21 protein-coding genes and 1 pseudogene are annotated in these 24,284 nt (G+C 71.1%); 10 read left to right on the top strand and 12 right to left on the bottom strand.

The genetic code is table 11. The features are described 5' to 3' along the window. Positions 1-670 precede the first annotated feature (670 nt). The 3 genes from ABZS71_RS32425 to ABZS71_RS32415 all read left to right on the top strand — a co-directional run bounded on the left by ABZS71_RS32425 (position 671) and on the right by ABZS71_RS32415 (position 4,451). A complete protein-coding gene (locus tag ABZS71_RS32425) occupies positions 671-1,393 on the top strand; it encodes a hypothetical protein (protein ID WP_356215729.1) in 723 nt (240 codons plus the stop codon). Positions 1,394-1,465: 72 nt separating this feature from the next. Further along, on the top strand, positions 1,466-3,697 hold the full coding sequence (locus ABZS71_RS32420; protein ID WP_356215726.1) for a transglycosylase domain-containing protein: 2,232 nt from the start codon (positions 1,466-1,468) through the stop codon (positions 3,695-3,697). Positions 3,698-3,797: 100 nt separating this feature from the next. Next, positions 3,798-4,451 (top strand): TetR/AcrR family transcriptional regulator, encoded by a 654-nt coding sequence (locus tag ABZS71_RS32415; protein WP_356215723.1) that lies wholly within the window; start codon positions 3,798-3,800, stop codon positions 4,449-4,451. 87 nt (positions 4,452-4,538) lie between these two features. Here the strand turns inward: ABZS71_RS32415 and ABZS71_RS32410 are convergent, their stop codons facing one another. The 6 genes from ABZS71_RS32410 to ABZS71_RS32385 form a co-directional block, all read right to left on the bottom strand. Then, positions 4,539-6,977, bottom strand: a complete 2,439-nt coding sequence (locus ABZS71_RS32410; RefSeq protein ID WP_356215720.1) for a SpoIIE family protein phosphatase — start codon at positions 6,975-6,977, stop codon at positions 4,539-4,541. Between the two features lie 57 nt (positions 6,978-7,034). Then, on the bottom strand, positions 7,035-7,754 hold the full coding sequence (locus ABZS71_RS32405; RefSeq protein WP_356215717.1) for a methyltransferase domain-containing protein: 720 nt from the start codon (positions 7,752-7,754) through the stop codon (positions 7,035-7,037). Between the two features lie 132 nt (positions 7,755-7,886). Next, entirely contained in the window at positions 7,887-8,588 is a 702-nt protein-coding gene (locus ABZS71_RS32400) for a DUF402 domain-containing protein (RefSeq protein WP_356215714.1), read from the bottom strand. 68 nt (positions 8,589-8,656) lie between these two features. After that, complete coding sequence (locus ABZS71_RS32395) at positions 8,657-10,048, bottom strand: class II fumarate hydratase (RefSeq protein WP_355857830.1); 1,392 nt, start codon at positions 10,046-10,048, stop codon at positions 8,657-8,659. An 81-nt stretch (positions 10,049-10,129) separates the two neighbouring features. Continuing rightward, entirely contained in the window at positions 10,130-12,274 is a 2,145-nt protein-coding gene (locus ABZS71_RS32390; RefSeq protein WP_356215746.1) for a glycosyltransferase, read from the bottom strand. Between the two features lie 80 nt (positions 12,275-12,354). After that, positions 12,355-13,179 carry a hypothetical protein gene (locus tag ABZS71_RS32385; protein WP_356215712.1) on the bottom strand — a complete coding sequence of 275 codons (825 nt, stop codon included), beginning with the start codon at positions 13,177-13,179 and terminating at the stop codon, positions 12,355-12,357. A 170-nt stretch (positions 13,180-13,349) separates the two neighbouring features. Between ABZS71_RS32385 and ABZS71_RS32380 the strand changes: the two genes are divergently transcribed. Further along, positions 13,350-14,420 carry a chitinase gene (locus tag ABZS71_RS32380; protein WP_356215710.1) on the top strand — a complete coding sequence of 357 codons (1,071 nt, stop codon included), beginning with the start codon at positions 13,350-13,352 and terminating at the stop codon, positions 14,418-14,420. 297 nt (positions 14,421-14,717) lie between these two features. Here ABZS71_RS32380 and ABZS71_RS32375 read toward each other — a convergent pair whose 3' ends face one another. After that, positions 14,718-16,388 (bottom strand): fumarate hydratase, encoded by a 1,671-nt coding sequence (locus tag ABZS71_RS32375; RefSeq protein WP_356215708.1) that lies wholly within the window; start codon positions 16,386-16,388, stop codon positions 14,718-14,720. Between the two features lie 255 nt (positions 16,389-16,643). Between ABZS71_RS32375 and ABZS71_RS32370 the strand changes: the two genes are divergently transcribed. Next, positions 16,644-17,312 carry a DUF1707 domain-containing protein gene (locus ABZS71_RS32370; RefSeq protein ID WP_356215706.1) on the top strand — a complete coding sequence of 223 codons (669 nt, stop codon included), beginning with the start codon at positions 16,644-16,646 and terminating at the stop codon, positions 17,310-17,312. A 177-nt stretch (positions 17,313-17,489) separates the two neighbouring features. Then, positions 17,490-17,846 carry a WhiB family transcriptional regulator gene (locus tag ABZS71_RS32365; protein ID WP_355857842.1) on the top strand — a complete coding sequence of 119 codons (357 nt, stop codon included), beginning with the start codon at positions 17,490-17,492 and terminating at the stop codon, positions 17,844-17,846. Positions 17,847-17,915: 69 nt separating this feature from the next. On the opposite strand, the gene glpX is transcribed toward ABZS71_RS32365, so the two are convergent. Further along, a complete protein-coding gene (gene glpX, locus ABZS71_RS32360; protein WP_355857845.1) occupies positions 17,916-18,947 on the bottom strand; it encodes a class II fructose-bisphosphatase in 1,032 nt (343 codons plus the stop codon). A gap of 185 nt (positions 18,948-19,132) precedes the next feature. Between glpX and ABZS71_RS32355 the strand changes: the two genes are divergently transcribed. Then, positions 19,133-19,687, top strand: a complete 555-nt coding sequence (locus ABZS71_RS32355; protein WP_356215743.1) for a DUF4245 domain-containing protein — start codon at positions 19,133-19,135, stop codon at positions 19,685-19,687. Between the two features lie 28 nt (positions 19,688-19,715). Here the strand turns inward: ABZS71_RS32355 and ABZS71_RS32350 are convergent, their stop codons facing one another. The 3 genes from ABZS71_RS32350 to xseA all read right to left on the bottom strand — a co-directional run bounded on the left by ABZS71_RS32350 (position 19,716) and on the right by xseA (position 21,928). Continuing rightward, positions 19,716-20,306 (bottom strand): malonic semialdehyde reductase, encoded by a 591-nt coding sequence (locus ABZS71_RS32350; protein WP_355857848.1) that lies wholly within the window; start codon positions 20,304-20,306, stop codon positions 19,716-19,718. A 124-nt stretch (positions 20,307-20,430) separates the two neighbouring features. Further along, entirely contained in the window at positions 20,431-20,697 is a 267-nt protein-coding gene (locus ABZS71_RS32345; protein WP_356215704.1) for an exodeoxyribonuclease VII small subunit, read from the bottom strand. Positions 20,698-20,707: 10 nt separating this feature from the next. After that, a complete protein-coding gene (xseA, locus tag ABZS71_RS32340) occupies positions 20,708-21,928 on the bottom strand; it encodes an exodeoxyribonuclease VII large subunit (RefSeq protein WP_355857854.1) in 1,221 nt (406 codons plus the stop codon). Between the two features lie 53 nt (positions 21,929-21,981). Here xseA and ABZS71_RS32335 point away from each other — a divergent pair, with 53 nt between their 5' ends. Both ABZS71_RS32335 and ppgK read left to right on the top strand, forming a co-directional pair. After that, positions 21,982-22,992, top strand: coding sequence for a 4-hydroxy-3-methylbut-2-enyl diphosphate reductase (locus ABZS71_RS32335; RefSeq protein WP_355857857.1), 1,011 nt, complete (start codon positions 21,982-21,984; stop codon positions 22,990-22,992). Beyond that, a complete protein-coding gene (ppgK, locus tag ABZS71_RS32330; RefSeq protein ID WP_356215702.1) occupies positions 22,989-23,768 on the top strand; it encodes a polyphosphate--glucose phosphotransferase in 780 nt (259 codons plus the stop codon). The genes ABZS71_RS32335 and ppgK overlap by 4 nt, the downstream gene beginning before the upstream one ends. On the opposite strand, the gene ABZS71_RS32325 is transcribed toward ppgK, so the two are convergent. Then, complete coding sequence (locus tag ABZS71_RS32325; RefSeq protein ID WP_356215700.1) at positions 23,674-24,069, bottom strand: DUF6542 domain-containing protein; 396 nt, start codon at positions 24,067-24,069, stop codon at positions 23,674-23,676. The two genes, ppgK and ABZS71_RS32325, sit on opposite strands and share 95 nt — an antisense overlap. Before the next feature lie 133 nt (positions 24,070-24,202). On the opposite strand from ABZS71_RS32325, the pseudogene ABZS71_RS32320 reads away from it, so the two are divergent. Next, positions 24,203-24,284 (top strand): annotated as a pseudogene (locus ABZS71_RS32320) (GNAT family N-acetyltransferase); the annotation flags it as partial.

Below are 24,284 nucleotides of genomic sequence, written 5' to 3'. Positions count from 1 at the left end.
CTGCCAGCACTTATTCGACGCAGATCGCCAACCACCTCGTGAGAGCGACCTGGCCACCTGGGGTCAGTGGGACGGACGGCACAACCTGCTGATGATGGTCGGCCGCACCATCCGGTCCGCGCTCGGGTGAGTCGGAGCGCGGGGTCGCGCCTCCGGTCGCGCCTCCGGTCGCAGCTCGTCGCGCTCCTGATCGCGGCTCTGGTCGCACCGGGCTGGGCGCTGGGGGCGTTGCCGCAAGGCGCTGGCCTGGGACAACGCGCCAGCAGCTCCCCGGCCACGCCGACCACTTCCCCACAGCGCCCCTGGCCGTGGGGCCCCATCGGATAGGGACCCCATGCCGCGGCGCCGGATGAGGCTCACTGGGCGCCGGCGGTGGCCGTGGCGACCAGCCCGCGGCTCCGGCCAGAGGGACCGCAGCGGATGGGTGAGCAGTGGACCCGGACGGTACCGGGGGCTATTCCTGTCGTGCTGGTCTGATCGTCGGAAGCGATCAGCTGACGACCGCTTGGACGAGTGACACGGCATCGCCGCCGTTGATGCTCAGGGGTCCTTGCAGCAAACGCTGAGGGCCCTCACCAACAGGTGAGGGCCCTCAAAAGTCTTACCCCGGTCGCGTGGCATAAGCCAGAGGCTGAACCGGGGAATCTGCTAACCACGATACATCAGGAGGGTGCAGATACAACCGACAGCAAAGCAGCTCAGTCTTCTGGAGCCGCTGATCTCCCGCCCGCGTCTGTCGCCCTACGCCAGCGTCACGGCGTCGTCAGCCTCTGCGATGGAGCTGTATCTGTGGAACGTTCGCGTCTCAGCCGCCTTCGCCGAGGTGATAGCTCTTGCTGAGATCATCCTGCGCAATGCCATGGCCGAGCAGCTCGCCGCCGCGTATGGGGCCACCTGGTACGCACGGGCCGAGCTGTTCGATGACCGCACGATCAACGGGTTCCGCACGGCATGGCGCAACGTCTCCATGCCTCACGACCGCCGGACCGGCAAGCCGCAAGGCAAAACGCTGGGGACCGTCCCCGCAGGCAAACTGGTGGCGGAGTCGACCTTCGGCTGCTGGGTCAATCTGCTCGACAAGGGAGGCACTCGCGGCGAGGGCCCGTTCAAGAAGAACGTCGACTACGACTCCACCCTGTGGCGCGGCGCGGGCGGCGGCCGCGGACAGCAGTCGCGTTCGCGCGCTGCGGCGGGCCCCGGCCGCGGTCCTCGGGTCGAGGACCCGTTCCGGCCTGCTGGCCTGGTGGACCGCCAGCGCCTGGCTCGTCGCCCGCCCAGCGCGCGATCGCGTCGTGGACGGTTTGACCCCTGCGGCAACCCTTCGCGCCTGCCGGGCGTCAGTTCCCATGGAACGGGTGCTCTTTGTCACCTTCGGAAAAAGCTTGATCGATGAGTATTTGACGGTAGTTGCGGTGTTAGCTTCATGAGCTGAGCTGGGGGGCTGACGACTGGAGCGGCGGGAGAGATGGGCAGAGCGGACGATCGGCGGGCGCGGCAGCAGGGCGCTCGCAGGGCCAAGAAGGCCACAAAAAAGGGGGGCATACGCCGCTTCTTCACCTGGAAGAAGGTGCTGGCCTACTTCGTGACCCTCGGCGCGCTGGTCGTCGGCGCGTTCTTCGTGCTCTATTTCATGGTCAGCGTGCCCGGCGGCAACGCCGAGGCCAAGGCGCAGGCCAACATCTACCGGTACCGCGACGGCACGATCATGGCCAAGACGGGCGACGTCAACCGTGAGTCCGTACCGCTGTCCAAGATCCCCAAGAAGGTGCAGCGCACCTTTGTCGCGGCCGAGAACAAGGACTTCTACACCGACTCCGGCGTCTCCTTCACCGGCACCGCCCGCGGTCTGATCAACACCGCCCTCGGCAAGGGCAAGCAGGGTGGCTCGACCATCACCCAGCAGTACGTCAAGAACTACTACCTCAGCCAGGAACAGACCGTCAGCCGCAAGTTGAAGGAGCTGGTGATCTCCCTCAAGGTCGACCAGCAGAAGTCCAAGGACTACATCCTCGAGGGCTACATCAACACCAGCTACTACGGCCGCGGTGCCTACGGCATCCAGGCCGCGGCCCGCGCGTACTACGACAAGGACGTCGAGGACCTCACCACCGAGCAGGGCGCCTATCTCGCGGCGCTGCTCCAGTCCCCGAGTCAGTACGACTGGGCGGCCGCGGGCCCCAACGGCAAGCGGCTGGTCAAGAACCGCTGGAACTACATCCTCAACAACATGGTGGAGAAGCACTGGTTGACCGAGGCTGAGCGGCAGGGCATGAAGTTCGACATCCCGATCAAGCCCCGCCCGATCCCCGGCCTCGACGGTCAGGCCGGCTACTTCATCGAGACGGCCAAGAAGGAGCTGTTCAAGGCCGGGGTCGACGAGAAGGAGTTCGAAGCCGGCGGCTGGACGGTCACCCTCAACATCGACAAGAAGAAGCAGAAGGCGCTGGAGAAGGCGGTCCGCACCCGGCTGACCGACAAGCTCGACCCGAAGAAGCGCACGGTCGACGGGCACGCCCAGGTCGGCGCCGTCTCGGTGGACCCGAAGACCGGCGGGGTGGTGGCGATGTACGGCGGCACGGGCTACACCGAGCACTACACCAACAACGCCACCCGCGGGGACTACCAGCCCGCCTCCACCTTCAAGCCGCTGATCCTCGCCTCCGCCCTGGAGAACGGCTCCACCACGCAGGACGGCACGCCGATCACCGCCGGCACCACCTACGACGGCACCAGTAAGCGGCCCGTCAAGGGCAGTGACACCGCCTTCGCCCCGCCGAACGAGGACAACAAGTCCTATGGCCCGGTCACCGTCCAGAAGGCGATGAACAAGTCCGTCAACTCCGTCTTCGCGCAGATGGCGGTGGACGTGGGCCTGGACAAGGTCAAGAGGACCGCCACCGACCTCGGCATGGACGGCAAGGCGGGCAACGGCTTCGATGTGCGCCCCGCGATGTCGCTGGGTGTGATGGGCGCCAGCCCGTACAAGATGGCCGGGGTCTACGCGACCCTCGACAGCCACGGCAAGAAGGTCACCCCGGCGATCGTGAAGTCCGCCGAGAAGGGCAACGAGCGGGCCCAGCTGCCCGACCCGACCAACGGCCAGGCGATCAGCCGTGGCGCGGCCGACTCCGTCACCTCGGTCCTCACCGGCGTGGTCGACGACGGTACGGGTACGGCGGTGCGCCGCAAGGGCATGGACATGGCCGGCAAGACGGGTACCTCGGACGACAACAAGTCCGCCTGGTTCACCGGCTACACCCCCGGTCTGGTGACCTCGGTCGGCGTGTTCGGCGAGGCCAAGGACGGCAAGCAGGTCACCCTCAAGGGCGCGGGCGGCGGCGGCCGTGTCAACGGCGGTGGCTACCCGGCCGAGATCTGGGCCGCCTACATGGGCGCCGCGCTGGACGACAAGGCGGACTCCCAGTTCGACCTGGACACCGACATGGGCGCGGCCGTCAAGACGACCCCGCCGCCGACCCCGAGCGACATCCCCTCGTCCACGTCGCCCACCCCGACGCCGAGCGCGTCGGAGAGCGAGTCGCCGTCGCCGACCCCGACGCCCTCCGAGTCGTCCACCAGCCCGACCCCGTCCACGTCGCCTCCGACGACACCGCCGGACGACTCGACCCCGACCTTCCCGATCCCCACGACCACACCCCCGGGCGGAGACGGCACCAACCGTCAACCGGGGCAGTAGCGCGGGCGGATCAGCGGCGACGCGGCGGCAGGAGCGAGGCGAACGGCCCCGCTCCGGCCGCCGATCGCGTTGCACCCCTTGGCCGTAGAGTGGGCGCAGCATGAGCGACCAGACGCCGAACAACAGCCGTCAGCGCGACGCCGTACGGACCCAGGCCGAGATCCTCGACATCGCCACCCGGGAATTCGCCGAACGTGGCTACGCCGGGGCCCGGGTCGATGAGATCGCGGCGCTCACCCGCACCACCAAGCGGATGATCTACTACTACTTCGGCGGCAAGAAGCAGCTCTACATCAAGGTCCTGGAGCGCGCGTACACCGGGATCCAGGAGGCCGAACAGGCCGTGGACATCACCGGTCTCGACCCCGCCGAGGCCATCCGGCACCTGGCCCAGCTGACCTTCGACCACCACACCTCACACGCCGACTCCATCCGGCTGGTGGGCATCGAGAACATTCACCGGGCCGAGCATCTGGCCAAGTCCGAGACGCTGGTCAAGGCCGGTACGCCGGTTATCGACCTGATCTCCGGCATCCTGGCGCGCGGCCGTGAGCAGGGCATCTTCCGGGATGACGCGGACGCCGTCGACGTCCATATGATGATCAGCTCGTTCGCGGTCTTCCCGGTGGCCAACCGCCACACCTTCGGGACGCTCTTCGGCCGCGACCCCCTCGACCCCGGCCGCCGCGCGCACTACCGCCGGATGCTCGGCGACATGGTCGTCGCCTATCTGCGCTCCCCGGCCGGGTCCTGAACCGAAAGCTCAGGACCCGGGACCCGGCGGCTCTGCGCATATCGGCCCAGCCGGGTGGCCGTACGGACCCGGGCGGCGCCGAACGGCTCACGGCATCGCCAGCTCGAACCACACGACCTTTCCCGCGCTCAGCCGGGTCGCGCCCCACCGCTGTGCCATCCGATTGACCAGATACAGCCCGCGCCCGCCCTCGTCGGAGGGCCGGGCCTGGCGCAGCCGGGGCAGCTGCGGGACGTCGTCCCCGACCTCGCAGCGCAGCACGTCCGTGCGCAGCAGCCGCAGCGTGATCGGCCGCTCCGCGTACCGCACGGCGTTGGTCACCACCTCGCTGACCAGCAGCTCGACCGCGTCCGTCAGTTCATCCAGATCCCAGCGGGCGAGTGCCCGGCGGGCGAGCCGGCGCGCCTGTCCGGCCGTCTGCGCCTTCGGATCCAGGAACCAGTACGCGACATCGCTGGGCGCGATGCCCTCGAAGCGGGCCGCGAGCAGCGCCACGTCGTCATCGCGGTCGCCGGGGCCGAGCATGTCCAGGACCTCGTCGCACAGCGGCTCCAGCGGCGGCGGGTTGGGGCCGGTGAGCCGGGCGGTGGCGGTCAGCCGCTCGCGCAGCTGCTCGATCCCGGTCCACACGTCGCGCATCCGCGACTCGACGAGCCCGTCCGTGTAGAGCATCAGGGTGGCCCCGGCGGGCGCGTCCAGCTCGACCGCCTCGAAGTCGACGCCGCCAACCCCGATCGGTGCCCCCGGCGGCACCCGCAGCACCTCGGCGCGGCCGCCCCGGTGCAGCAGCAGGGGCGGCGGATGGCCCGCGTTGGCGATCATGATGCGGTGCGCGACCGGGTCGTAGACCGCGTACAGGCAGGTGGCCATGCGGTCCGTGCCGAGCCGCTGGGCCTGCTCGTCGAGGTGGTGCAGTACCTCCTGCGGCGGCAGATCCAGACCGGCGAGGGTCTGCGCGGTGGTCCGCAGCTGACCCATGATCGCTGCCGAGGTCATGGAGTGGCCCATCACATCGCCGACCACGAGCGCCACCCGGTTGCCCGGCAGCGGGATCGCGTCGTACCAGTCGCCGCCGACCCGGGCGGTCTCGGCGGCGGGCAGATAGCGGCTGGCCAGCCGTACGCCGGTGGGCTGGGGCAGCGAGTCGGGCAGCATCGTGCGCTGGAGCTCGTCCGCGATGTAGACCTCGCGCCCGTACAGCACCGCCTTGTCGACGCCGAGCGCGGTGTGGGTGGCCAGTTGGGCCGCCACCAGCAGATCGTCCGGTTCGAACGGCGGCCGGTCCGGGCGGCGGACGAACACGGCCGCGCCGATCACCCGGCGGCGCCCGCGCAGCGGCGCCAGCACCGTGCGCTGACCGGTCGCCACCGAGGGCCCCTCGCCGAGGAGTTCGGGCAGTGCGGCGCGCGCGGCCTGCGAGTCGCCGAACACCGGCCGCACCCCGCGCAACACCTCGGCCAGCGGACCGCCCGCCTCCACCTCGCACAGCTCGGTGGCCGGACCGCCGCCCACGGCGGGGGACAGATCAGGCTGGGAGGGCATCAGCGGCAGCCGGCCGCTCTCGGTGTCCGGGTCCAGCGGGATCCGGTCGGTGCGGCGCAGCCGCAGCACCACCGGGCCGACCGGGCGCTCGTCGCCGACCGGCAGCGGATCGCGCAGGTAGACCAGGATCGCGTCGGCGAAGGTGGGCACGGTGGCCCGGCACAGGCCGAGCACGATCTCGTCGAGGTCGATACCGCGCGCGATCCGCCGTGTCGCCGCCCCGACGAACCGCAGCCGGTCGCCGCCCCGGTCCCGCGCGGCCGCCGTCTCGGCGGTGCCGGGCGGCACGGCGGGCACCGTGCCCTCGGGGGTCGTGTACCCGACCTCGGCCGCCGTGGTCGCCGCCGCGGGCGCCTCGCCGGGCTGCGCCGGATGCTCGCCCGCGGCGGCGCCCCGCCGCCCGGCTCCCCGGCCCCGCCCGCCGCCCCCGGCGGCCGGGGACTGCTCATCGGGGCCCGGTCCGCCGTCCCGCGCTCCGGGTCGGCGCGCCGCGCCTCTGGCCGCATTGCGGTCCGCGTCCCACACAGGCTCGCCCTCCGGTGTGCCGTGCTCCGGCTGCGCCGGGTGCTCGCTCTCCGCCGTGCTCCGGCGCTCCGTACCTCCGCCACCGCGCGGGGCGGCCTTGGCTGTGCTCCCTGGGCTTCCCGCCTTCGCCGCGCTCCCCGCGCCGCGGCCACGGCGCCTGGGCCGCGGCTGGGCGGCCCCGCCGCCGGGCTCCGGGGCCGGGCCGCGCCCCGTGGCGCGGCGGGCCGGCTCCTCGTCGGGGCCTGCGACACCGCCATGGGCCGCCGGCCCCGATGGGCCGTCCGCGGGAAAGGCCGGCCGCGGCCGGCCGCCGTCCGGCTCCTGGCCGGGGGCAGCCGCCTGACGCACGGCGGTCCGCGGGTCCGGGACCGCGCCGTGCGCGTCCTCGGGCGCGGGCGCGCCCGGGGCGGCAGGGGTGGCAGCCTGACGCCTGTTGGGGGAGATGGGGTGCTCCGTCACGCGTGGGTTTCCATCCGTCCGGGGCCGTGCGCCCTGTGGTCGAGGGCGCACCGAGTGTCAGGCACGTCGTCGGCAGTTCAGATAGAGCTGGATCTCGGGTGGTACGTCCGTGCTGGCCGGGGCGTACGCGTGCGAGTCCTCCCCGGCGATCTCGAAGCCCGCATCGTCCACGACCTGTCGCAGTTCGTCCCGCAGATAACCGGATACCCGGACCGAGTTGCCGAGGAACGGGATGGCGAAGTCGTCGACGTCCGCCTCGACCATGCCGAGTCCCAGCAGCCCCCCGGGTTCGAGTACCGCGTGCAGCGCCCGCAGCGCGTACGGGATCTCCGGGCGGGGCAGCAGCAGCAGCGAGAAGTAGGCCGCGATGCCGTCGAAGGGGCCGATTTCCCGGGAGCCCCCGGGGCCGCACCGGCCGCCCACCCGCAGATCCACGATATCCACATGGTGGAAGGTGGCGCCGGGCACATTGTCCCGGGCGAGCTTGAGCATGCCCTGGGAGATATCGATCCCGGTGACCTCGTGCCCCGCCTCCACCAGCTGACGGGCCGTGGGCAGGCCCGTACCACAGCCCACATCGAGCACCCGGGAGCCGGGCGGAAGTGTTTCGGCCAGCCATCGACCGGCCGCGACCTGGCCCTCCTTGTATGGAAAGGCCTCGTCGTAGCGGTCGCCTATCGCGTCGAAAGCCTCCGCCTGACCGCTGCGGTCCAGCGCCAAGCGGTCGAAGTCCTCGTACCCCTCGTAGCCGTCGCCGTAGTCGTCCTCACCGCTCACGACTCCGCCCCTCCTGTGACATCACGTCAGATCTTGCGCATCGTCCCGTGAGTTGCGCCAGTGTCTGGTTTCGCAGGTGCAGTGTTCCGGACGACGATCCTACGTTTGAAACACCGGGACACAGCAAGAGGTTCATGACCTCGAGTGTGCGGACGTATGCCCCCGATCCGTACGGTCCCAGTCGGCCGGAAGCGCGGGGACCGGCCACGCCGGGTCCGGCCGCCAGTGCTCCCACCCCTCCCGGAACGGCGCTCCCCAGGACTCGATGAGCCGGGCGGCCGCCCGGCCCGCGGCCCGGACCTGCCGCGCCTGCTCGGCGTCCATCAGCCCGGCCCGCTGCGCCTGCGCAAACTCGTCCTCGTCCTTCCACTCCCAGCTGCGGTCCGGGTAGACCGCGATGTCCAGGAAGTGGTCCTCGGAGTCGACGCCGCCGGCCCAGCGGGCCAGCGGCTCCTCCAGGTTCACGTACCAGTTCTTGAACTGCCAGCCGTGGTCCCAGAACAGCCACACCGACCAGGGCTCACCGGGCCGGGCGAGCTTCAGCACCCCGGTGCCGAACCACTGCGACAGGGCCGTCGTCCGGGGCTTGGTGTAGCGGGTGGACAGCGGCTCGCGGTGCACCGATGTGCCGTCGGTCAGCTGGGGCTTGACACAGGCGGTACCCGGGGCCAGCCAGACGGCGAGCAGCTCCGCGGTGTCCCGGACCACGGTCACGGGACGGCAGATGTGGATGCGGTCGGAGGCGTTGGCGCGATAGCGCCACAGGATGTGGTCCCCGGCCGCCCATCGGGGCGTGTCCGCCGTCCCCGTCGTCTCCACGATGTCCGCTGTCATGAGCAGATCTTAGGTGCGACGGGGCCGCGGCGCCGTGACCTATGCCGCAACGGATGCCTCACGCCAGGTTACGGATGTGTCATGCGCAGCACGTCCAGCGCCTCGTCCAGCTGTTCCCTCGTCAGCAGACCGCGCTCCACATAGCCGGACTCCAGGACCACCTCGCGGATGGTCTTCCGCTCGGCCAGCGACTTCTTGGCGACCTTCGCCGCCTCCTCGTACCCGAGGTAGCGGTTGAGCGGCGTGACGACGGACGGCGACGACTCCGCGTACTCACGGGCGCGCTCCACGTTCGCGGTGATCCCGTCGACCGTACGGTCGGCCAGCAGCCGGGAGACATTGGCCAGCAGCCGGATCGACTCCAGCAGATTCTTGCCGATCACCGGGAGCATCACATTGAGCTCGAAGTTCCCGGCGGCCCCCGCTGTGGCGACGGTGGTGTCATTGCCGGTGACCTGCGCCGCGACCATCAGCACGGCCTCGGGGATCACCGGATTTACCTTCCCCGGCATGATCGAGGAGCCGGGCTGCAGATCGGGCAGGGCGATCTCGGCGAGCCCGGTGCGCGGGCCCGACGCCATCCAGCGCAGATCGTTGGCGATCTTGGTGAGGCCGACCGCGATCGTCCGCAGCTGCCCGGAGGTCTCGACCAGGCCGTCCCGCGCGCCCTGCGCCTCGAAATGGTTCCGGGCCTCGGTCAGCGGCAGACCGGTGGTACGGGCCAGCTCGGCGATGACGGCGGCGGGGAAGCCGGGCGGGGTGTTGATCCCGGTGCCGACGGCGGTGCCGCCCAGCGGCAGCTCGGCCAGGCGCGGCAGCGCGGCGCGCAGCCGCTCGATCCCGTACCGCACCTGGGCCGCGTAGCCGCCGAACTCCTGACCCAGGGTCACCGGGGTCGCGTCCATCAGATGGGTGCGTCCCGCCTTGACCACCTCCGCGAACGCGTCGGCCTTGCGCTCCAGCGCCTCGGCGAGATGGCCGAGCGCCGGGATCAGATCGGCGGTGACGGCAGCGGTGGCCGCGATGTGGATGGAGGACGGGAAGACGTCGTTGGACGACTGGCTGGCGTTGACGTGGTCATTGGGGTGCACCTCGCGGCCCAGGCGCTCGCTCGCGAGCGTGGCCAGCACCTCGTTGGTGTTCATATTCGAGGAGGTGCCGGAGCCGGTCTGGAAGACGTCCACCGGGAAGTGGTCGTCCCAGCGGCCCTCGGCGACCTCGGCCGCCGCCTCCGCGATCGCCCCGGCGATGTCCTTGTCGACCACCCCCAGCTCGGCGTTGACCGTGGCGGCCGCGGCCTTGATCCGGGCCAGCGCCTCGATATGCGCACGCTCCAGCCGCTCCCCGCTGACGGGGAAGTTCTCCACCGCCCGCTGAGTCTGGGCCCGCCACTTGGCGTGCGCGGGGACCCGTACCTCGCCCATGGAGTCGTGCTCGGTGCGGTAGCTCTCGTCGGTCATCGTGGGACACCTCCGTCCAGCACAGCGCTGTTGTGCCCCGGCGTGTTCCCCCGTCCGGCGGAGCCCACCGGGTGAGCCCGGTCACCGTACGGCCTCCGGCGCCCGGGGCGTGTCCACCTCCCCGGTGCGCTTGAGCTTCTGCCAGGGCAGCAGGGCACCGGTCGCCGCCGTGACGCAGGAGTGCAGCAGGACCAGATACATCAGCTGGCGGTAGGCGATCTGCTGCAGCGGCAGTACGGCGAGGGCCCGGTAGCGCTCGCGGTCGAGCCGGAACGCGTACGCCGCCCCCAGCAGCTGCACCATCAGCAGGGCGCCCCACGCCAGCAGCGACCGCACCGGGTCGATGAAGATCACCCCGTACAGCGTGAAGAGGTCGATCAGTGGGGCGCACAGCGGTGTGATGATCTGAAAGAGCACTACCAGCGGCATCCCGACCCGGCCGAACCGCCCCGACGGGCCCCGGTCGATGAGCGAGCGGCGGTGCTTCCACAGCGCCTGCATGGTGCCGTAGCTCCAGCGGTAGCGCTGCTTCCACAGCTGCCCGAGGGTGCCCGGCGCCTCGGTCCAGGCACGGGCGTGCTCCTGGTAGACCACCTGCCAGCCGGCCCGGTGCAGGGCGATGGTGATGTCGGTGTCCTCGGCCAGGGTGTCCGCGCTCATGCCCCCGGCGTCCAGCAGCGCGCGGCGGCGGAAGGCGCCGATCGCGCCGGGGATGGTCGGCATGCAGCGCAGCAGGTCGTACATCCGCCGGTCGAGGTTGAAGCCCATCACGTACTCGATGTGCTGCCAGGCGCCGATCAGCCGGTTGCGGTTGCCGACCTTGGCGTTGCCCGCGACCGCGCCGACCCGTGGGTCGGCGAAGGGGCGGACCAGCTCGCGGATGGTGGTGGGCTCGAAGACGGTGTCGCCGTCCATCATCACGATGAGCTCATGGCGGGCGTGGGCGATGCCCCGGTTGAGCGCGGCGGGTTTGCCCGCGTTCTGCTGGCGCAGCACCCGGACGTTCGGCAGCGCCATCGCCTCCACGATGTCGGCGGTGCCGTCCGTGGAGCCGTCGTCCACCACCAGGATCTCGATCGGATGGGTGGAGGCGGCCAGCGAGTTCAGGGTGTTGGCGATGCACTCCTTCTCGTTGTACGCGGGCACGATCACGCTCACCGGATCGTCCACCTGCTGCACCCGCATCCAGCGCCGCCGCTCCCGGGAGCGCCGGTGCCACCAGGCGAGGACCACCATCAGCAGCAGCCGGCCGATCACCGAGATCCCCACGAGGCCCAGCATCGCGACGAGCGCCGGCAGGGCGTTGTGGGTGAGCCCGGCGGCCCAGATGAGCGCCCGGCCCTCCCAGACCCGGGCGGTCTGGGCCGGGTGGTTGGCGCTCCGGGCGCCGAGCGCGCCGGTGATGGTGGTGAAGGAGTAGCCCTTCTTCTTCATCTGGTCGATGTAGCGGCCCAGGGCCTTCACGGTCCGCGAGCGGTTGCCGCCCGCGTCGTGGAAGAGCACGGACGCGCCCTTCTTGCCGTCGGGGGTGGCGTTCTGGACGATCTCCTTGACGGGGGGCCGCTGCCAGTCCTCGCTGTCGGTGTCCACGAACGCGCTGATGTAGCCCTTGGCGCCCACGTGCTGCTGAACCGGCCAGGTGCGGTCGTCGATCGCGCGGACCTTGGAGGCGTACGGCGCCCGGAAGAGCGAGCTGCTGATCCCCGCCGCGCCCGCCAGCGCCAGCTGGGACTGGGCCAGTTCGCGGTCCATCCGCCCCTGGTCCTGGTAGGACAGGTCGACATGGGAGAAGGTGTGCACACCGATCTCATGGCCCGCGTTCCGCATCCGGCGGACCAGATCCGGATGGCGGACCACCATCTGGCCCAGCACGAAGAAGGTCCCGGGCACCTTGTGCCGGTGCAGCACCTGGAGGATCTTCGGGGTCCAGCGGGGGTCGGGGCCGTCGTCGAAGGTCAGTGCGATGGTCTTGGCCGGGATGGAGTGCTCGGTGGCCTTCCCCCGGCGGTCGAAGGTGATCACCGGGCCGCCCTTGCGCAGCCGGTCGGGGACCGTGCGCGAGGGATGGGAGCGGTGCACCCGGGCGTCGTTGCCGATCTCGGCGTGCAGATAGCCGTCGAGCAGCAGCGCGCAGACGAACGCGAGGAGGGTCGCGAGCGCGAGCACCATCCGGGTGCGGGTACGGACGCGGGTGCGGGCCTTGTCGCGGGGCCTGGCGCGGACCATGGCGCGGATCGGCGTACGGGGTTCGGTGCGCGGCTTCGCGGTACGGCGCGGACGCGGCAGCCTCGGCTGTCTGCCACCGGTCATGACGCGTCGTCCTCGGCCTGCGGATGGCCGGTGCCATCGGCCTCGACATCGGTATCGGCCCCGGCTCCGGCGGGGTGCTTGGGACCGTGGGAGTTCTTGGGATTCTGCGGGCTCTTGGGGCCATTGGGGTTATGGGTGTGGCCGGGGCCCTTGGCCGGGGGCTTGGCCCCGGCGGGCGGCTTCTTCGACGGGCCGGGCGCCTTGTCCACAGGCGGCTTGGCGGAATGACCGGCGCCCGGGTGCGCATGCGCCGGGGAGGGCTGCCGGGACGCGGGACGCTCGGGATGCCGAGGTCCGGCACCGGGCGCGTGGCCGGTGGGCCGGGAGTGTGTCGGGGCGGGCCTCGGCGCCACCCTGCGCGGCGCGGACGCGGCCGGCTGCGGCGGCGCGGGGCGCGGCTGGGTGGTGATGACGGGGTGCCAGGCCGCGGGCTGCCGGGCGGCCAGCGGGCGCGGCTGCGTGGGGGCGTGCCGGTGCTCAGGGCGCGGCCTGCTCTCACGGTCGCTCGGGGTGTGCTCGGCGGAGCGCTTCCGCGCGACTGAGTGTCCGTCCGGAGCGCCCTTCGGCTCCCGGCCGAACGCCTCGGTGGCGACGGGGCGCCCCGGGATCAGCGTCTCGGGGGCGATGGCCGTACCGCCCGCGAAGCCCACCCCCAGGACCGCCGAGTAGCCGAAGCAGACGGCCCCCGCCACCACGCCCGCATGCCGCACCAGCCGGCCACGGCGCCCGGAGAGGTCCACGAACACGGGCCCCTTCCTGACCACCTCAGGGCGGAGGGGGCGCGACGGTGCGCGCTCGGCCACATCTGACTGAGGATCCATACCGGAGAGGCTAGTCCAGAAAATACGACATGCGACATATAAGTCAAACATGCGGTGTGTCATAGTTCGTGACGGTTCATGGAGTATGCGAGGTTGGCGGGGGAGAACCGGGCACGGGCGGCGGATGCCCCCGATGCCGCACAAAAGGACCACAAGGAGGAGCCAGAGCCATGAGGGCCAGCCCCCGCATGAGCGGAATCGCCGTGGCCGCCGCGGTGGTCTGCGCCACCATCGCCGTATGGGCCGGGGACGAGACACCGTCCGACCCGCACCCCGCGCCCTCACTGCCCCAGGCGTCGCCCCCCGCCCCGCCGCCCCCCGCCGACTTCGTCCCCTACGTCAGCGCCTGGGCGGACTCGCCGTACGACATGACCGCCGCGGCGGCGCGCGGCGTCAAGGAGTTCACGCTGGGCTTCATCGTCGCGGGCGAGGGCTGCGACCCGGTGTGGGACGGCGGGACCTCACTCGACGACCGGGCGCTTGAGACCCGTATCGAGGCCGTACGCCGGGCGGGTGGCGCCGTACGGATCTCCTTCGGCGGCGCCGAGGGCACCGAGCTGGCCACCGCCTGCACGGACATTCCCGAACTCGCTGCCGCCTACACCGATGTGGTCGAGCGCTACGGGGTGACCAAGGTCGACTTCGATGTCGAGGGCGACGGGCTCACCGACGCTGACGCGACCGCCCGCCGGGTACAGGCCCTCGCGCTGCTCCAGCGCACCCATGGGGGCCTGGACGTCTCCTTTACTCTGCCCGCCATGCCCAACGGGCTGACCGAGTCGAGCGTCGCCCTGCTGGGACAGGCCAAGGAGCAGGGCATCACCCCGTCGGCCGTCAACATCATGGCGATGAACTACAGCGGTGAGCACACCGGCGACATGGGCGACTACGCCGTCCAGGCGGCCATCGCCGCGCACGCCCGGGTCCGCGAGGTGCTCGGGCTGTCCGACGCCGACGCCTGGAAGACGCTCGGCGTGACGCCGATGATCGGGGTCAACAACGTCACCGGCGAGATCTTCACCCTGGAGGACGCGGCCGGTCTTGCCCGCTTCGCCGCCGAGAAGGGCATCGGACGGCTCTCGATGTGGTCCGCCGAACGCGACCAGCCGTGCACCCCGGACACGAGTGGCGCCCCGGACCCCGCCGCGGGTCCCGACCAGACCGATGCCGTGGTGCCCAACACCCGGTGCAGCGGTATCGACCAGCGGCCGGGGGCCTTTGAGGCGGCGCTGAAGGGGTGACGGAACGGGGGAGGGGCCGGACGGCAGCGCCCGCCCGGCCCTCCTTGCCGGCCTCAGGCCCGCGGCCGTACCGGCCTCAGGCCGTCGTACGTCCTCAGGCTCCCGGTCAGGCTCCCGGTCAGGCTCCCGGCCGTACCGGGATGCTGCTCACGAACGGCTGGGCCGGACCAGGGGCACCTGCCTCGTTGGCCGCCCTCGCATTGCTCGGCCCCTGGGGGGCTCCCAAGCTTCGGGCGCCTGCGCCGGACTCCGTCCGTCGAAGCGGGCGCCGTCCTGGCCGTCGGGTGAGCTCCGTCCTCAGGCTCCCGGTCGCACCGGGATGCTGCTCACGAACGGCTGGGCCGGACCAGGATCGGTGAAGAAGTCATTACCCTTGTCGTCCACGACAATGAACGCCGGGAAGTCCTCGACCTCGATCTTCCAGACCGCCTCCATGCCCAGCTCCTCGTACTCGAGGACCTCGACCTTCTTGATGCAGTCCTGGGCCAGCCGCGCCGCCGGGCCGCCGATCGAGCCCAGGTAGAAGCCGCCGTGTGCCGCGCACGCCTGGGTGACCTGCTGGGAGCGGTTGCCCTTGGCCAGCATGACGAACGACCCGCCGGCCGTCTGGAACTGCTCCACGTACGCGTCCATCCGGCCCGCGGTCGTCGGCCCGAAGGAGCCCGAGGCATAGCCCTCGGGGGTCTTGGCCGGGCCCGCGTAGTAGACCGCGTGGTCGCGCAGGTACCGCGGCATCTCCTCGCCCGCGTCCAGCCGCTCCTTGATCTTCGCGTGGGCGATGTCGCGGGCGACGACCAGCGGACCGGTGAGCGAGAGCCGGGTCTTGACGGGGTGCTTGGACAGTTCGGCGCGGATCTCGTCCATGGGCCGGTTGAGGTCGATCCGTACGACGTCGCTCTCGTCGAGCTGCTCGTCCGTCGTCTCCGGCAGGAAGCGCGCCGGGTCGGTCTCCAGCCGCTCCAGGAAGACGCCCTCGGAGGTGATCTTAGCGAGCGCCTGGCGGTCGGCGGAGCAGGAGACGGCGATGGCGACCGGGCAGGACGCGCCGTGCCGGGGCAGCCGGACGACCCGTACGTCATGGCAGAAGTACTTGCCGCCGAACTGCGCGCCGATCCCGATCTTCTGCGTCAGCTCGAAGACCTTCTCCTCCAGCTCCTTGTCGCGGAAGCCGTGGCCGGTCGGGGAGCCCTCGCTGGGCAGCTCGTCCAGGTAGTGCGCGGAGGCGTACTTCGCGGTCTTGAGCGCGTACTCGGCGCTGGTGCCGCCGACCACGATCGCCAGGTGGTACGGCGGGCAGGCGGCCGTGCCCAGCGAGCGGATCTTCTCCTCCAGGAACTTCATCATCGATGCCTCGTTGAGCACCGCCTTCGTCTCCTGGTAGAGGAAGGACTTGTTCGCCGAGCCGCCGCCCTTGGCCATGAAGAGGAACTTGTACGCGCCGCCGTCGGTCGCGTACAGCTCGATCTGGGCCGGCAGGTTGGAGCCGGTGTTCTTCTCCTCCCACATGGTCAGCGGGGCCATCTGGGAGTAGCGCAGATTGAGCTTGGTGTACGCGTCGAAGACCCCGCGCGACAGGGCCTCCTCGTCGCGCCCTTCCGTCAGCACGTTCTGGCCGCGCTTGCCCATGACGATGGCGGTGCCGGTGTCCTGGCACATGGGGAGCACACCGGCCGCCGCGATGTTCGCGTTCTTCAGCAGGTCGAGCGCGACGAAGCGGTCATTGGGGCTGGCCTCGGGGTCGTCGAGGATCCGGCGCAGCTGGGCGAGGTGCGCGGGGCGCAGATAGTGCGAGATGTCGTGCATCGCCTCGGCCGCCAGCCGGCGCAGCGCCTCCGGCTCGACCTTCAGGAAGGTCCGCCCGTCGGCCTCGAAGGTGCTCACGCCCTCGGAGGTCACCAGACGGTAGGGCGTCGGGTCTTCTCCGAGAGGCAGCAGGTCCGAATAGGCAAACTCTGGCATCGCGGCCATTCCTCACTCGACGGGGGCTACGGCTGACATCGTCGACAGCGCGCCCATAAGCGTAGAACGGGGCCGCGGAGCCTGAGCTGTGAGGTAAGGCTCAGTGTCTCGACCCCTGGTCGCGATCCAGCCCCGGCTTGGTTCGCTGCCCTCGCGATGTTCGGCCCTGGGGCCTCACAGGCTTCGGGCCGCTGCGCCGGACTCCGTCCGCCGGGTCGTCTCGACCCCTAGTCGCGATCTATCGCGACTGGGTACTCTGAGCGCGTGGATGAGCAGCAGCCGGTGCCCTTGACCAAGTCCGCCCCCGTTCCCGCGCCTGCCCCGGCGGCGACGCTCCGGGCGTCCGACGCGGATCGCGATCGGATCGCGGACATCCTGCGGGAGGCCCTCGCCGAGGGGCGGCTTCAGCCCGAGGAGCATGCCGAGCGGATCGACGCGGTCTACCGGGCCAAGACCGTCGGCGAACTGGAGCCCCTGGTCCATGATCTGCCGGCCGCCCCCGTCCGCGGTGCCGCGTCGGCGGGTCCGGCGCGTGACGCGGAGGCCGGGGCCCGGCCCCGCACCTCACCCGGGGCGGAGAACCTGGTGGCGATCTTCGGCGGTGCGATGCGCAAGGGCCGCTGGCGGGTCAGGCGCCGTACGAACGTCTTCGCGCTCTTCGGCGGCGTCGAGATCGATCTCACCGAGGCGGTCTTCGAGCAGCGCGAGATCGTCATCCACGTCTCGGTCGTCTTCGGGGGTGTGGAGATCAAGGTCCCGGAGAACGTCACGCTGCACGGCTCGGGCGCCGGGATCTTCGGGGGCTTCGATGTCGCGACGTACGAGGCGCCGGACCCGGACGCGCCGGTGATCCAGGTCAGCGGCTTCGCGTTCTTCGGCGGGGTCGATGCCAAGCCCAAGCGGGGAAAACGGCTGAAGAACCTGCGGGCGTAACGCCTGAAGAACGGCCGTGCGGAGGGAATTTCCGGGCGGGGCAACAGTGTGCATAAGCGCGCGCACAGCGGGTAAGGCTTGGTGCATCGTCTCTCGTACGGCTGATGGGGGTGCTAAGGGGCCGTACGGCGCGAGGCGGGCAAGGGTGACCACCGGAGCCGTCGTCAGGAGTAGACCGTGCTGCAACCGCATCAGCCCCTGCTGGAAGCCGCCGTGCCGCCGCAGCGCATCCCCGCTCGGGAACAGGCCGGACCCTGGCACTCGGAGGCGGTGTGCCGCCGGGACGAGGCCGGGCTGTTCTTCGCTCCTTCCAAGGAGCCCACGGCTGCGAGGCTGTCGCGGGAGGAGGCCGCCAAGCGCGTCTGTGCGCGCTGCCCGGTCATGGTCGAGTGCCGGGAGCACGCCCTGCTCCAGCCCGAGCCGTACGGGGTGTGGGGCGGGTTGACCGCGGCCGAGCGCCGGGTCGTGCTGGCCCGCCGCCGGCGCCGGGAGTCGGAGCTGCAGCGTGCCGTGCGGGTCGCCGCCGCGGGGTGAACGTTTTGGTGACGGGCCGGGCTCCGCCGGGGAGGCGGGACCCGGCCCGTGGCATGTCAGCGGGGCGGATCAGCGGGCGCGCTCGAAGTCGACCGAGGCGTAGGCGCGCAGCTTGGACAGCCGGTGGGTGGAGTCGATCTGCCGGATGGTCCCGGACTTGGACCGCATGACCAGCGACTGGGTGGTGGCGGTCTCCGCGCGGTACCGCACCCCGCGCAGCAGATCGCCGTCGGTGATCCCGGTGGCGACGAAGAAGACGTTGTCCCCGCTGACCAGGTCGTCGGTCGTCAGCACCTGGTCGAGGTCATGGCCCGCGTCGATGGCGCGCTGCCGCTCGTCGTCGTCCTTGGGCCACAGCTTGGCCTGGATGGTGCCGCCGAGGCACTTGATCGCGCAGGCCGCGATGATGCCCTCCGGTGTGCCGCCGATGCCGAGCAGCAGATCCACGCCGGTGCCCTCGCGGACGGCCATGATCGCGCCGGCCACATCGCCGTCGGAGATGAACTTGATCCGGGCGCCCGCCTCGCGGATCTCCTTGACGATGCCCTCGTGCCGGGGGCGGTCGAGGACCACCACGGTCACGTCCTCGGGGCTGGACTTCTTCGCCTTGGCGATCCGGCGGATGTTGACGCCGGGGGGCGCGGTGATGTCGACGAACTCGGCGGCTTCGGGGCCGGTGGCGAGCTTGTCCATGTAGAAGACCGCCGACGGGTCGAACATGGTGCCGCGCTCGGCGACCGCGAGCACGGAGACGGCGTTGGCCATGCCCTTGGCGGTGAGCGTGGTCCCGTCCACCGGGTCCACGGCCACATCGCACTCCGGGCCGGTCCCGTCGCCGACGCGCTCGCCGTTGAAGAGCATCGGGGCTTCGTCCTTCTCGCCCTCGCCGATGACCACGACGCCGTTCATCGACACGGTGTGCACGAGGGAACGCATGGCCTTGACGGCGGCGCCGTCCGCGCCGTTCTTGTCGCCGCGGCCCACCCAGCGGCCGGAGGCCATGGCGCCCGCTTCGGTGACCCGGACGAGCTCCAGGGCGAGGTTGCGATCGGGAGCCGCGGGGCTGACCTCGAGCTGGGACGGCAGATGATGCTCGGTCATCGGAGCGCACCTTTCTGTACGGCGACGGCCGGAAGGCCCCTCCTCGCCGGAAGCGGGCCAGGAGGGAGAGGGTGCTCATGACTTTATCCGCTGATTGCGAAGGTGAGCAGTGGACCCCGCGAATGAGCACGGCCCTGTTGCGGGGCACGGCCAGGCCATGAGGGACGATAGGGGGCGTGGCAGGTATGCGAGGCAAAGAGACGGTCCGGGACATGGTGCTGTCGCTGGCGGCGATCGGCGTCGTCGCGGCGGGCATCTATGTCTTCGGCATTCCGCACGACGAGGGCGGCAGGGGCGCCGGCGTCAAGACAGTCGACTACCGCGTGGAGCTGGACACGGCCCGCCGTGCCGCGCCGTATCCGGTGGCAGCTCCCCAGCCCGGCGCGCTGCCCAAGGGCTGGCGTGCGACCTCGGTCACCTACCGCCCCACCGCCCCCGGCAGCGGCGCGGGCGAGGGCGGCGCGGTCTGGCACCTCGGCTTCCTGGACCCGGGGCAGCAGTACGTCGCGATCGAGCAGAGCGACGGCCGGGCGGTGCCGTTCATCGACGACGTCACCCAGCAGGCGCGGGAGACGAAGGAGAAGCGGCGGATCGACGGCAAGGAGTGGATCCGCTACGAGGGCGACAAGTACGACGCGCTGGTGCACCGGGAGCCGGGGGTGACCACGGTGGTCACCGGGACCGCGTCGTACGGGCAGCTGACGAAGATGGCCGCCGCGCTCACCTCCGAGAAGGGCTGAGCACGGCGGGGGGTTACGGCGGAGACCGTCAGACGGTGGTGACCACCTGGTCGTACGCCAGGCGCGGGCCACGCGGGTACCAGGCGTCCGCGCCCGGCTTACCGATGTTGATCACCATCAGCGGGGTGTGGTCGTCGTCCAGGAACTCCTTCTGGACACCGACGGCGTCGAAACCGGTCATCGGGCCGGCGGCCAGACCGGCGGCGCGGATGCCCAGGATGAAGTAACCGGCCTGCAGCGAGGCGTTGAGCGCAGCGGCCTGCTCACGGGCGCCGCGCTCGGCGAAGAAGAGGTCCTTGGCCTGCGGGAAAGCCGGGAAGAGGGCCGGCAGCTCCTCATGGAACTCGTTGTCCGCGGCGAGGATCGCGACCAGCGGGGCGGTGGCCGTCTTGGGCCGGTTGCCCTCGGCCATATGCGCGACCAGACGCTCCCGGGCCTCGGCGGAGCGGACCAGGACGACGCGCAGCGGCGACTGGTTGAAAGCGGTCGGCGCGTACTTGACCAGGTCGTATATCGCCTGCACCTGCTCCTCGGTCACCGGCTCGTCGGTGAAGGTGTTGGCGGTGCGGGCCTCGCGGAAGAGCAGGTCCTGGGCGGCGGGGTCGAGGGCGAGAGTCATGGCGAAAACCTTCTGCTCACGGTGGTGCTGTCAATGGCAGCACCCACTGTACGACGTTTAGATTAATGTTCAACTAAATGGGTGGGTGAGGTGTTTCGCATCACAGCCGCCCCCGCCGCTGCGGTCAGCCCTCGTCGGTGTCCTCGGAGCCGCCCCCGCCGTCCGACTCAGCCAGCGACGCGTCCAGCCGCGCCCGAGCGCCCTCCAGCCAGTGGCGGCACACCTTCGCCAGCTCCTCACCGCGCTCCCACAGCGCCAGCGACTCCTCCAGGCTGGTGCCGCCCGCCTCCAGCCGGCGCACGACCTCGACCAGCTCGTCCCGCGCCTGCTCATAGCCCAGCGGGGACTGCTCGTCCGCCTGCCCGGCCGTCTTCTCGTCCGTCTTCGCCATGCCCCTCACCCTATTCAGCGGGTCCGACAGCGACCCGCACCGTGAACTCGCCCTCGCTGACCCGCGCCCGCAGCTCCTCGTCCGCCGTCACCTCGTCCGCCGCCCGCACCACCGAACCGTCGCCGTGCTGCAGCACCGCATAGCCCCGCCGCAGCGTCGCGGCGGGGGAGAGCGCCACGACCCGGGCGTGGGTGTGCGTCAGCTCCGAATCCGCCCGGTCCAGCAGATGGCCCAGGCACCGCCGGGCGCGGTCGAGCACCGCCGCGATCTGCTCCGCACGCTCGTCCACCATCCGGTGCGGCTGCCGCATGCACGGCCGGGCCAGCGCCGCCGTGAGCCCCCGCTCCTCCCGGTCCAGCAGCCCGTTCACACTGCGCAGCGCACGCTCGCGCAGATGCTGGATCCGCACCAGCTCCTCGCCCACATCCGGCACGGTCTTCTTCGCCGCGTCGGTGGGCGTGGAGGCACGCAGATCGGCGACCAGGTCGAGCAGCGGCGAGTCCGGCTCATGGCCGATCGCCGAGACCACCGGCGTACGGCACGCCGCCACAGCCCGTACCAGCTGCTCATCGGAGAACGGCAGCAGATCCTCCACGCTGCCGCCGCCGCGCGCCACCACGATCACATCCACATCCGGCAGCGCGTCCAGCTCCTTGACCGCCTCGATCACCTGCGGCACCGCGTGCACCCCCTGCACCGCGACATTGCGCACCGCGAAGCGGACGGCGGGCCAGCGCAGCCGGGCGTTCTCCAGCACATCGCGCTCGGCGGCCGAGGCGCGCCCGCAGACCAGCCCTATCAGCTGGGGCAGAAAGGGCAGCGGCTTCTTGCGGTCGGCGGCGAACAGCCCCTCGGCCGCCAGCGCCTTCTTCAGCTGCTCGAGCCGCGCCAGCAGCTCGCCGACCCCGACCGGCCGGATCTCGGCGGCCCGCAGGGACAGCTGGCCGCGCGGCGCGTACCACTCCGGTTTGGCGTGCACCACGACCCGGGCGCCCTCGGAGACCGTGTCCGCGATCTTGTCGAAGACGGCGCGGAAGCAGGTGACGGACAGCGAGATGTCGTAACTGGGGTCGCGCAGCGTCAGGAACACCACCCCGGCCCCGGGGCGCCGGGACAGCTGGGTGATCTGCCCCTCGACCCACACCGCCCCGAGCCGGTCGATCCACCCCCCGATCAGCCGGGACACCTCGCCGACCGGGATCGGCTCCTGTGCGGACGTGTTGACAGCCATGCCCGCGAGGGTATCGGCCACCACCGACAGCACCCCCGGTCCGCGCCCCTACCATGGGGGACATGACTGCAACCTCCGCCCGCCGGGTCCTGCTCGCTGCCCCGCGTGGCTACTGCGCGGGCGTCGACCGTGCCGTGATCGCCGTCGAGAAGGCCCTGGAGCAGTACGGCGCGCCGATCTATGTGCGCAAGGAGATCGTCCACAACAAATACGTCGTCCGGACCCTGGAGAAGAAGGGCGCGATCTTCGTCGACGAGACGGAGGAGGTGCCCGAGGGCTCCATCGTGATCTTCTCGGCGCACGGTGTCGCGCCGGTCGTCCACGAGGAGGCGGCCCAGCGCAAACTGGCCACCATCGACGCGACCTGCCCGCTGGTCACCAAGGTCCACAAGGAAGCCGTCCGGTTCGCCAACGACGACTACGACATCCTCCTGATCGGTCACGAGGGCCATGAGGAGGTCATCGGCACCAGCGGCGAGGCGCCGGACCGCATCACCCTGGTCGACGGTCCGGACGATGTGAAGAACGTCGAGGTCCGCGACGAGTCCAAGGTCGTCTGGCTGTCCCAGACCACCCTCTCGGTCGACGAGACCATGGAGACCGTGGACGCGCTCAAGGAGCGCTTCCCGCAGCTCATCAGCCCGCCCAGCGACGACATCTGCTACGCCACCCAGAACCGCCAGATCGCGATCAAGCAGGTTGCCGCCGACTCCGACCTGGTCATCGTCGTCGGCTCCAAGAACTCCTCCAACTCGGTGCGGCTGGTCGAGGTCGCGCTCGGCGCGGGCGCCAAGGCCGGCCATCTGGTCGACTACGCGAGCGAGATCGACGAGGCGTGGCTGGAGGGCGTGACGACCGTCGGCGTGACCTCGGGCGCCTCCGTGCCGGACGTGCTCGTCGAGGGCGTCCTGGAGTGGCTGGCGGAGCGCGGCTTCGGCGATGTGGAGGTCATCCAGCCCATGCAGGAGAGCCTGACCTTCTCGCTGCCCAAGGAACTGCGCCGGGATCTGCGGGCCGAGGCGTCCCAGGCGGCCGGCGGCACGGCAGGCGGGTCCGAGCGGTGACCAGCGGAGGCGGCCCCACCGCGAGGGTGTTCGGCGTCGACATCGGCGGCTCCGGGATCAAGGGCGCGCCGGTGGACCTGGACCGCGGCGAGCTCGCCGAGGAGCGCCATAAGGTGCTCACCCCGCACCCGTCCACGCCCGACGCGGTCGTGGACGGGGTGGTGGAGGTCACCCGGCACTTCGCATGGTCCGGCGGGCCGGTCGGGGTGACCTTCCCGGGCGTGGTGACGGACGGGACGATCCGTACCGCCGCCAACGTCGACAAGAGCTGGATCGGCGTCGATCTGGTCGCCCTGCTCGGCGAGCGGCTGGGGTGCCCGGTCACGGTGCTGAACGACGCGGACGCCGCCGGGGTCGCGGAGATGACCTTCGGCGCCGGCCGCGGCCACAAGGGCACGGTGATCATGCTCACCTTCGGCACCGGCATCGGCAGCGCGGTCTTCACCCGCGGAGTGCTGGTGCCCAACACCGAGCTGGGCCATCTGGAGATCCACGGCCACGAGGCGGAGAAGCGCGCCTCGAGCAAGGTCAAGGAGGACCACGGCCTGAGCTGGTCGCAGTGGGCGGACCGGGTGCAGACCTACCTCCAGCACCTGGAGATGCTCTTCTCGCCCGAGATGTTCGTGATCGGCGGCGGGGTGAGCCGTAAGGCCCACAAGTTCCTGCCGCTGATCGAGGACGTCAGAGCCGAGATCGTGCCTGCGCAGCTGCAGAACAATGCGGGGATCGTGGGTGCCGCGATGGCCGCGGCCGAGTCTGCCGACGGCGCTGGGTGATCAGGGTGGCCCGGCGTACGACCACGATCAGCACCGTCAGCAGCGTTCCGGAGTAGAGCCAGCCGGCGTGCAGCGACAGCGCGGTGAAGACGCCCAGAGCCTGCCCGCTGACCCCCTGCGCGCCGTCGTTGATCGGCAGCAGCCCGACCGTGTAGGCGAGCGGCATCGTCACCGGCCCCGCGAGCAGATCGGCAGGGCGCACCCACAGCCCGCAGACCGCGCACGCCAGCAGGAAGAAGACGCTGTAGACGGTCGCGGAGCCGGAGAACAGCAGCCCGTCCAGGCACCCGAAGGCCAGCATGGCCAGCGTGGTCAGCAGCCCCGCCCCGAGCCCGGTGAGGCGGGGGCTGGGCAGCGTGCGGCCGCGCAGGGCGGCCCGCAGCGAGGCGGCGGCGCCGCCCGCAGCGGCCGGCCCGCCGCGTCGTCCCGGCGACGCCGGTGACGGGAAAGTACACAGCCTCTACGAAACCTGGCGCTACCGCGACATCGGGAAGAGCCAGCCTTCGCCGGATTCAC

The sequence above is a fragment of the Streptomyces sp. NPDC005393 genome (assembly GCF_040606675.1).
Taxonomy (GTDB): Bacteria; Actinomycetota; Actinomycetes; order Streptomycetales; family Streptomycetaceae; genus Streptomyces.
Note: the sequence above shows the minus strand (reverse complement) of the source record. Positions and strands in the feature narration are given on the sequence as shown.

Bases quoted from the DNA above. Each gene is read 5' to 3' on its own strand.
- glpX (WP_355857845.1), bottom strand. From the start codon at position 18,947: ATGACCGAGCATCATCTGCCGTCCCAGCTCGAGGTCAGCCCCGCGGCT.
- ABZS71_RS32385 (WP_356215712.1), bottom strand. From the start codon at position 13,179: ATGGATCCTCAGTCAGATGTGGCCGAGCGCGCACCGTCGCGCCCCCTC.
- ABZS71_RS32345 (WP_356215704.1), bottom strand. From the start codon at position 20,697: ATGGCGAAGACGGACGAGAAGACGGCCGGGCAGGCGGACGAGCAGTCC.
- ABZS71_RS32390 (WP_356215746.1), bottom strand. From the start codon at position 12,274: ATGGTCCGCGCCAGGCCCCGCGACAAGGCCCGCACCCGCGTCCGTACC.
- xseA (WP_355857854.1), bottom strand. From the start codon at position 21,928: ATGGCTGTCAACACGTCCGCACAGGAGCCGATCCCGGTCGGCGAGGTG.
- ABZS71_RS32380 (WP_356215710.1), top strand. From the start codon at position 13,350: ATGAGGGCCAGCCCCCGCATGAGCGGAATCGCCGTGGCCGCCGCGGTG.
- ABZS71_RS32355 (WP_356215743.1), top strand. From the start codon at position 19,133: ATGCGAGGCAAAGAGACGGTCCGGGACATGGTGCTGTCGCTGGCGGCG.
- ABZS71_RS32400 (WP_356215714.1), bottom strand. From the start codon at position 8,588: ATGACAGCGGACATCGTGGAGACGACGGGGACGGCGGACACGCCCCGA.
- ABZS71_RS32325 (WP_356215700.1), bottom strand. From the start codon at position 24,069: ATGCTGGCCTTCGGGTGCCTGGACGGGCTGCTGTTCTCCGGCTCCGCG.
- ABZS71_RS32420 (WP_356215726.1), top strand. From the start codon at position 1,466: ATGGGCAGAGCGGACGATCGGCGGGCGCGGCAGCAGGGCGCTCGCAGG.
- ABZS71_RS32350 (WP_355857848.1), bottom strand. From the start codon at position 20,306: ATGACTCTCGCCCTCGACCCCGCCGCCCAGGACCTGCTCTTCCGCGAG.
- ABZS71_RS32395 (WP_355857830.1), bottom strand. From the start codon at position 10,048: ATGACCGACGAGAGCTACCGCACCGAGCACGACTCCATGGGCGAGGTA.
- ABZS71_RS32335 (WP_355857857.1), top strand. From the start codon at position 21,982: ATGGGGGACATGACTGCAACCTCCGCCCGCCGGGTCCTGCTCGCTGCC.
- ABZS71_RS32415 (WP_356215723.1), top strand. From the start codon at position 3,798: ATGAGCGACCAGACGCCGAACAACAGCCGTCAGCGCGACGCCGTACGG.
- ABZS71_RS32375 (WP_356215708.1), bottom strand. From the start codon at position 16,388: ATGGCCGCGATGCCAGAGTTTGCCTATTCGGACCTGCTGCCTCTCGGA.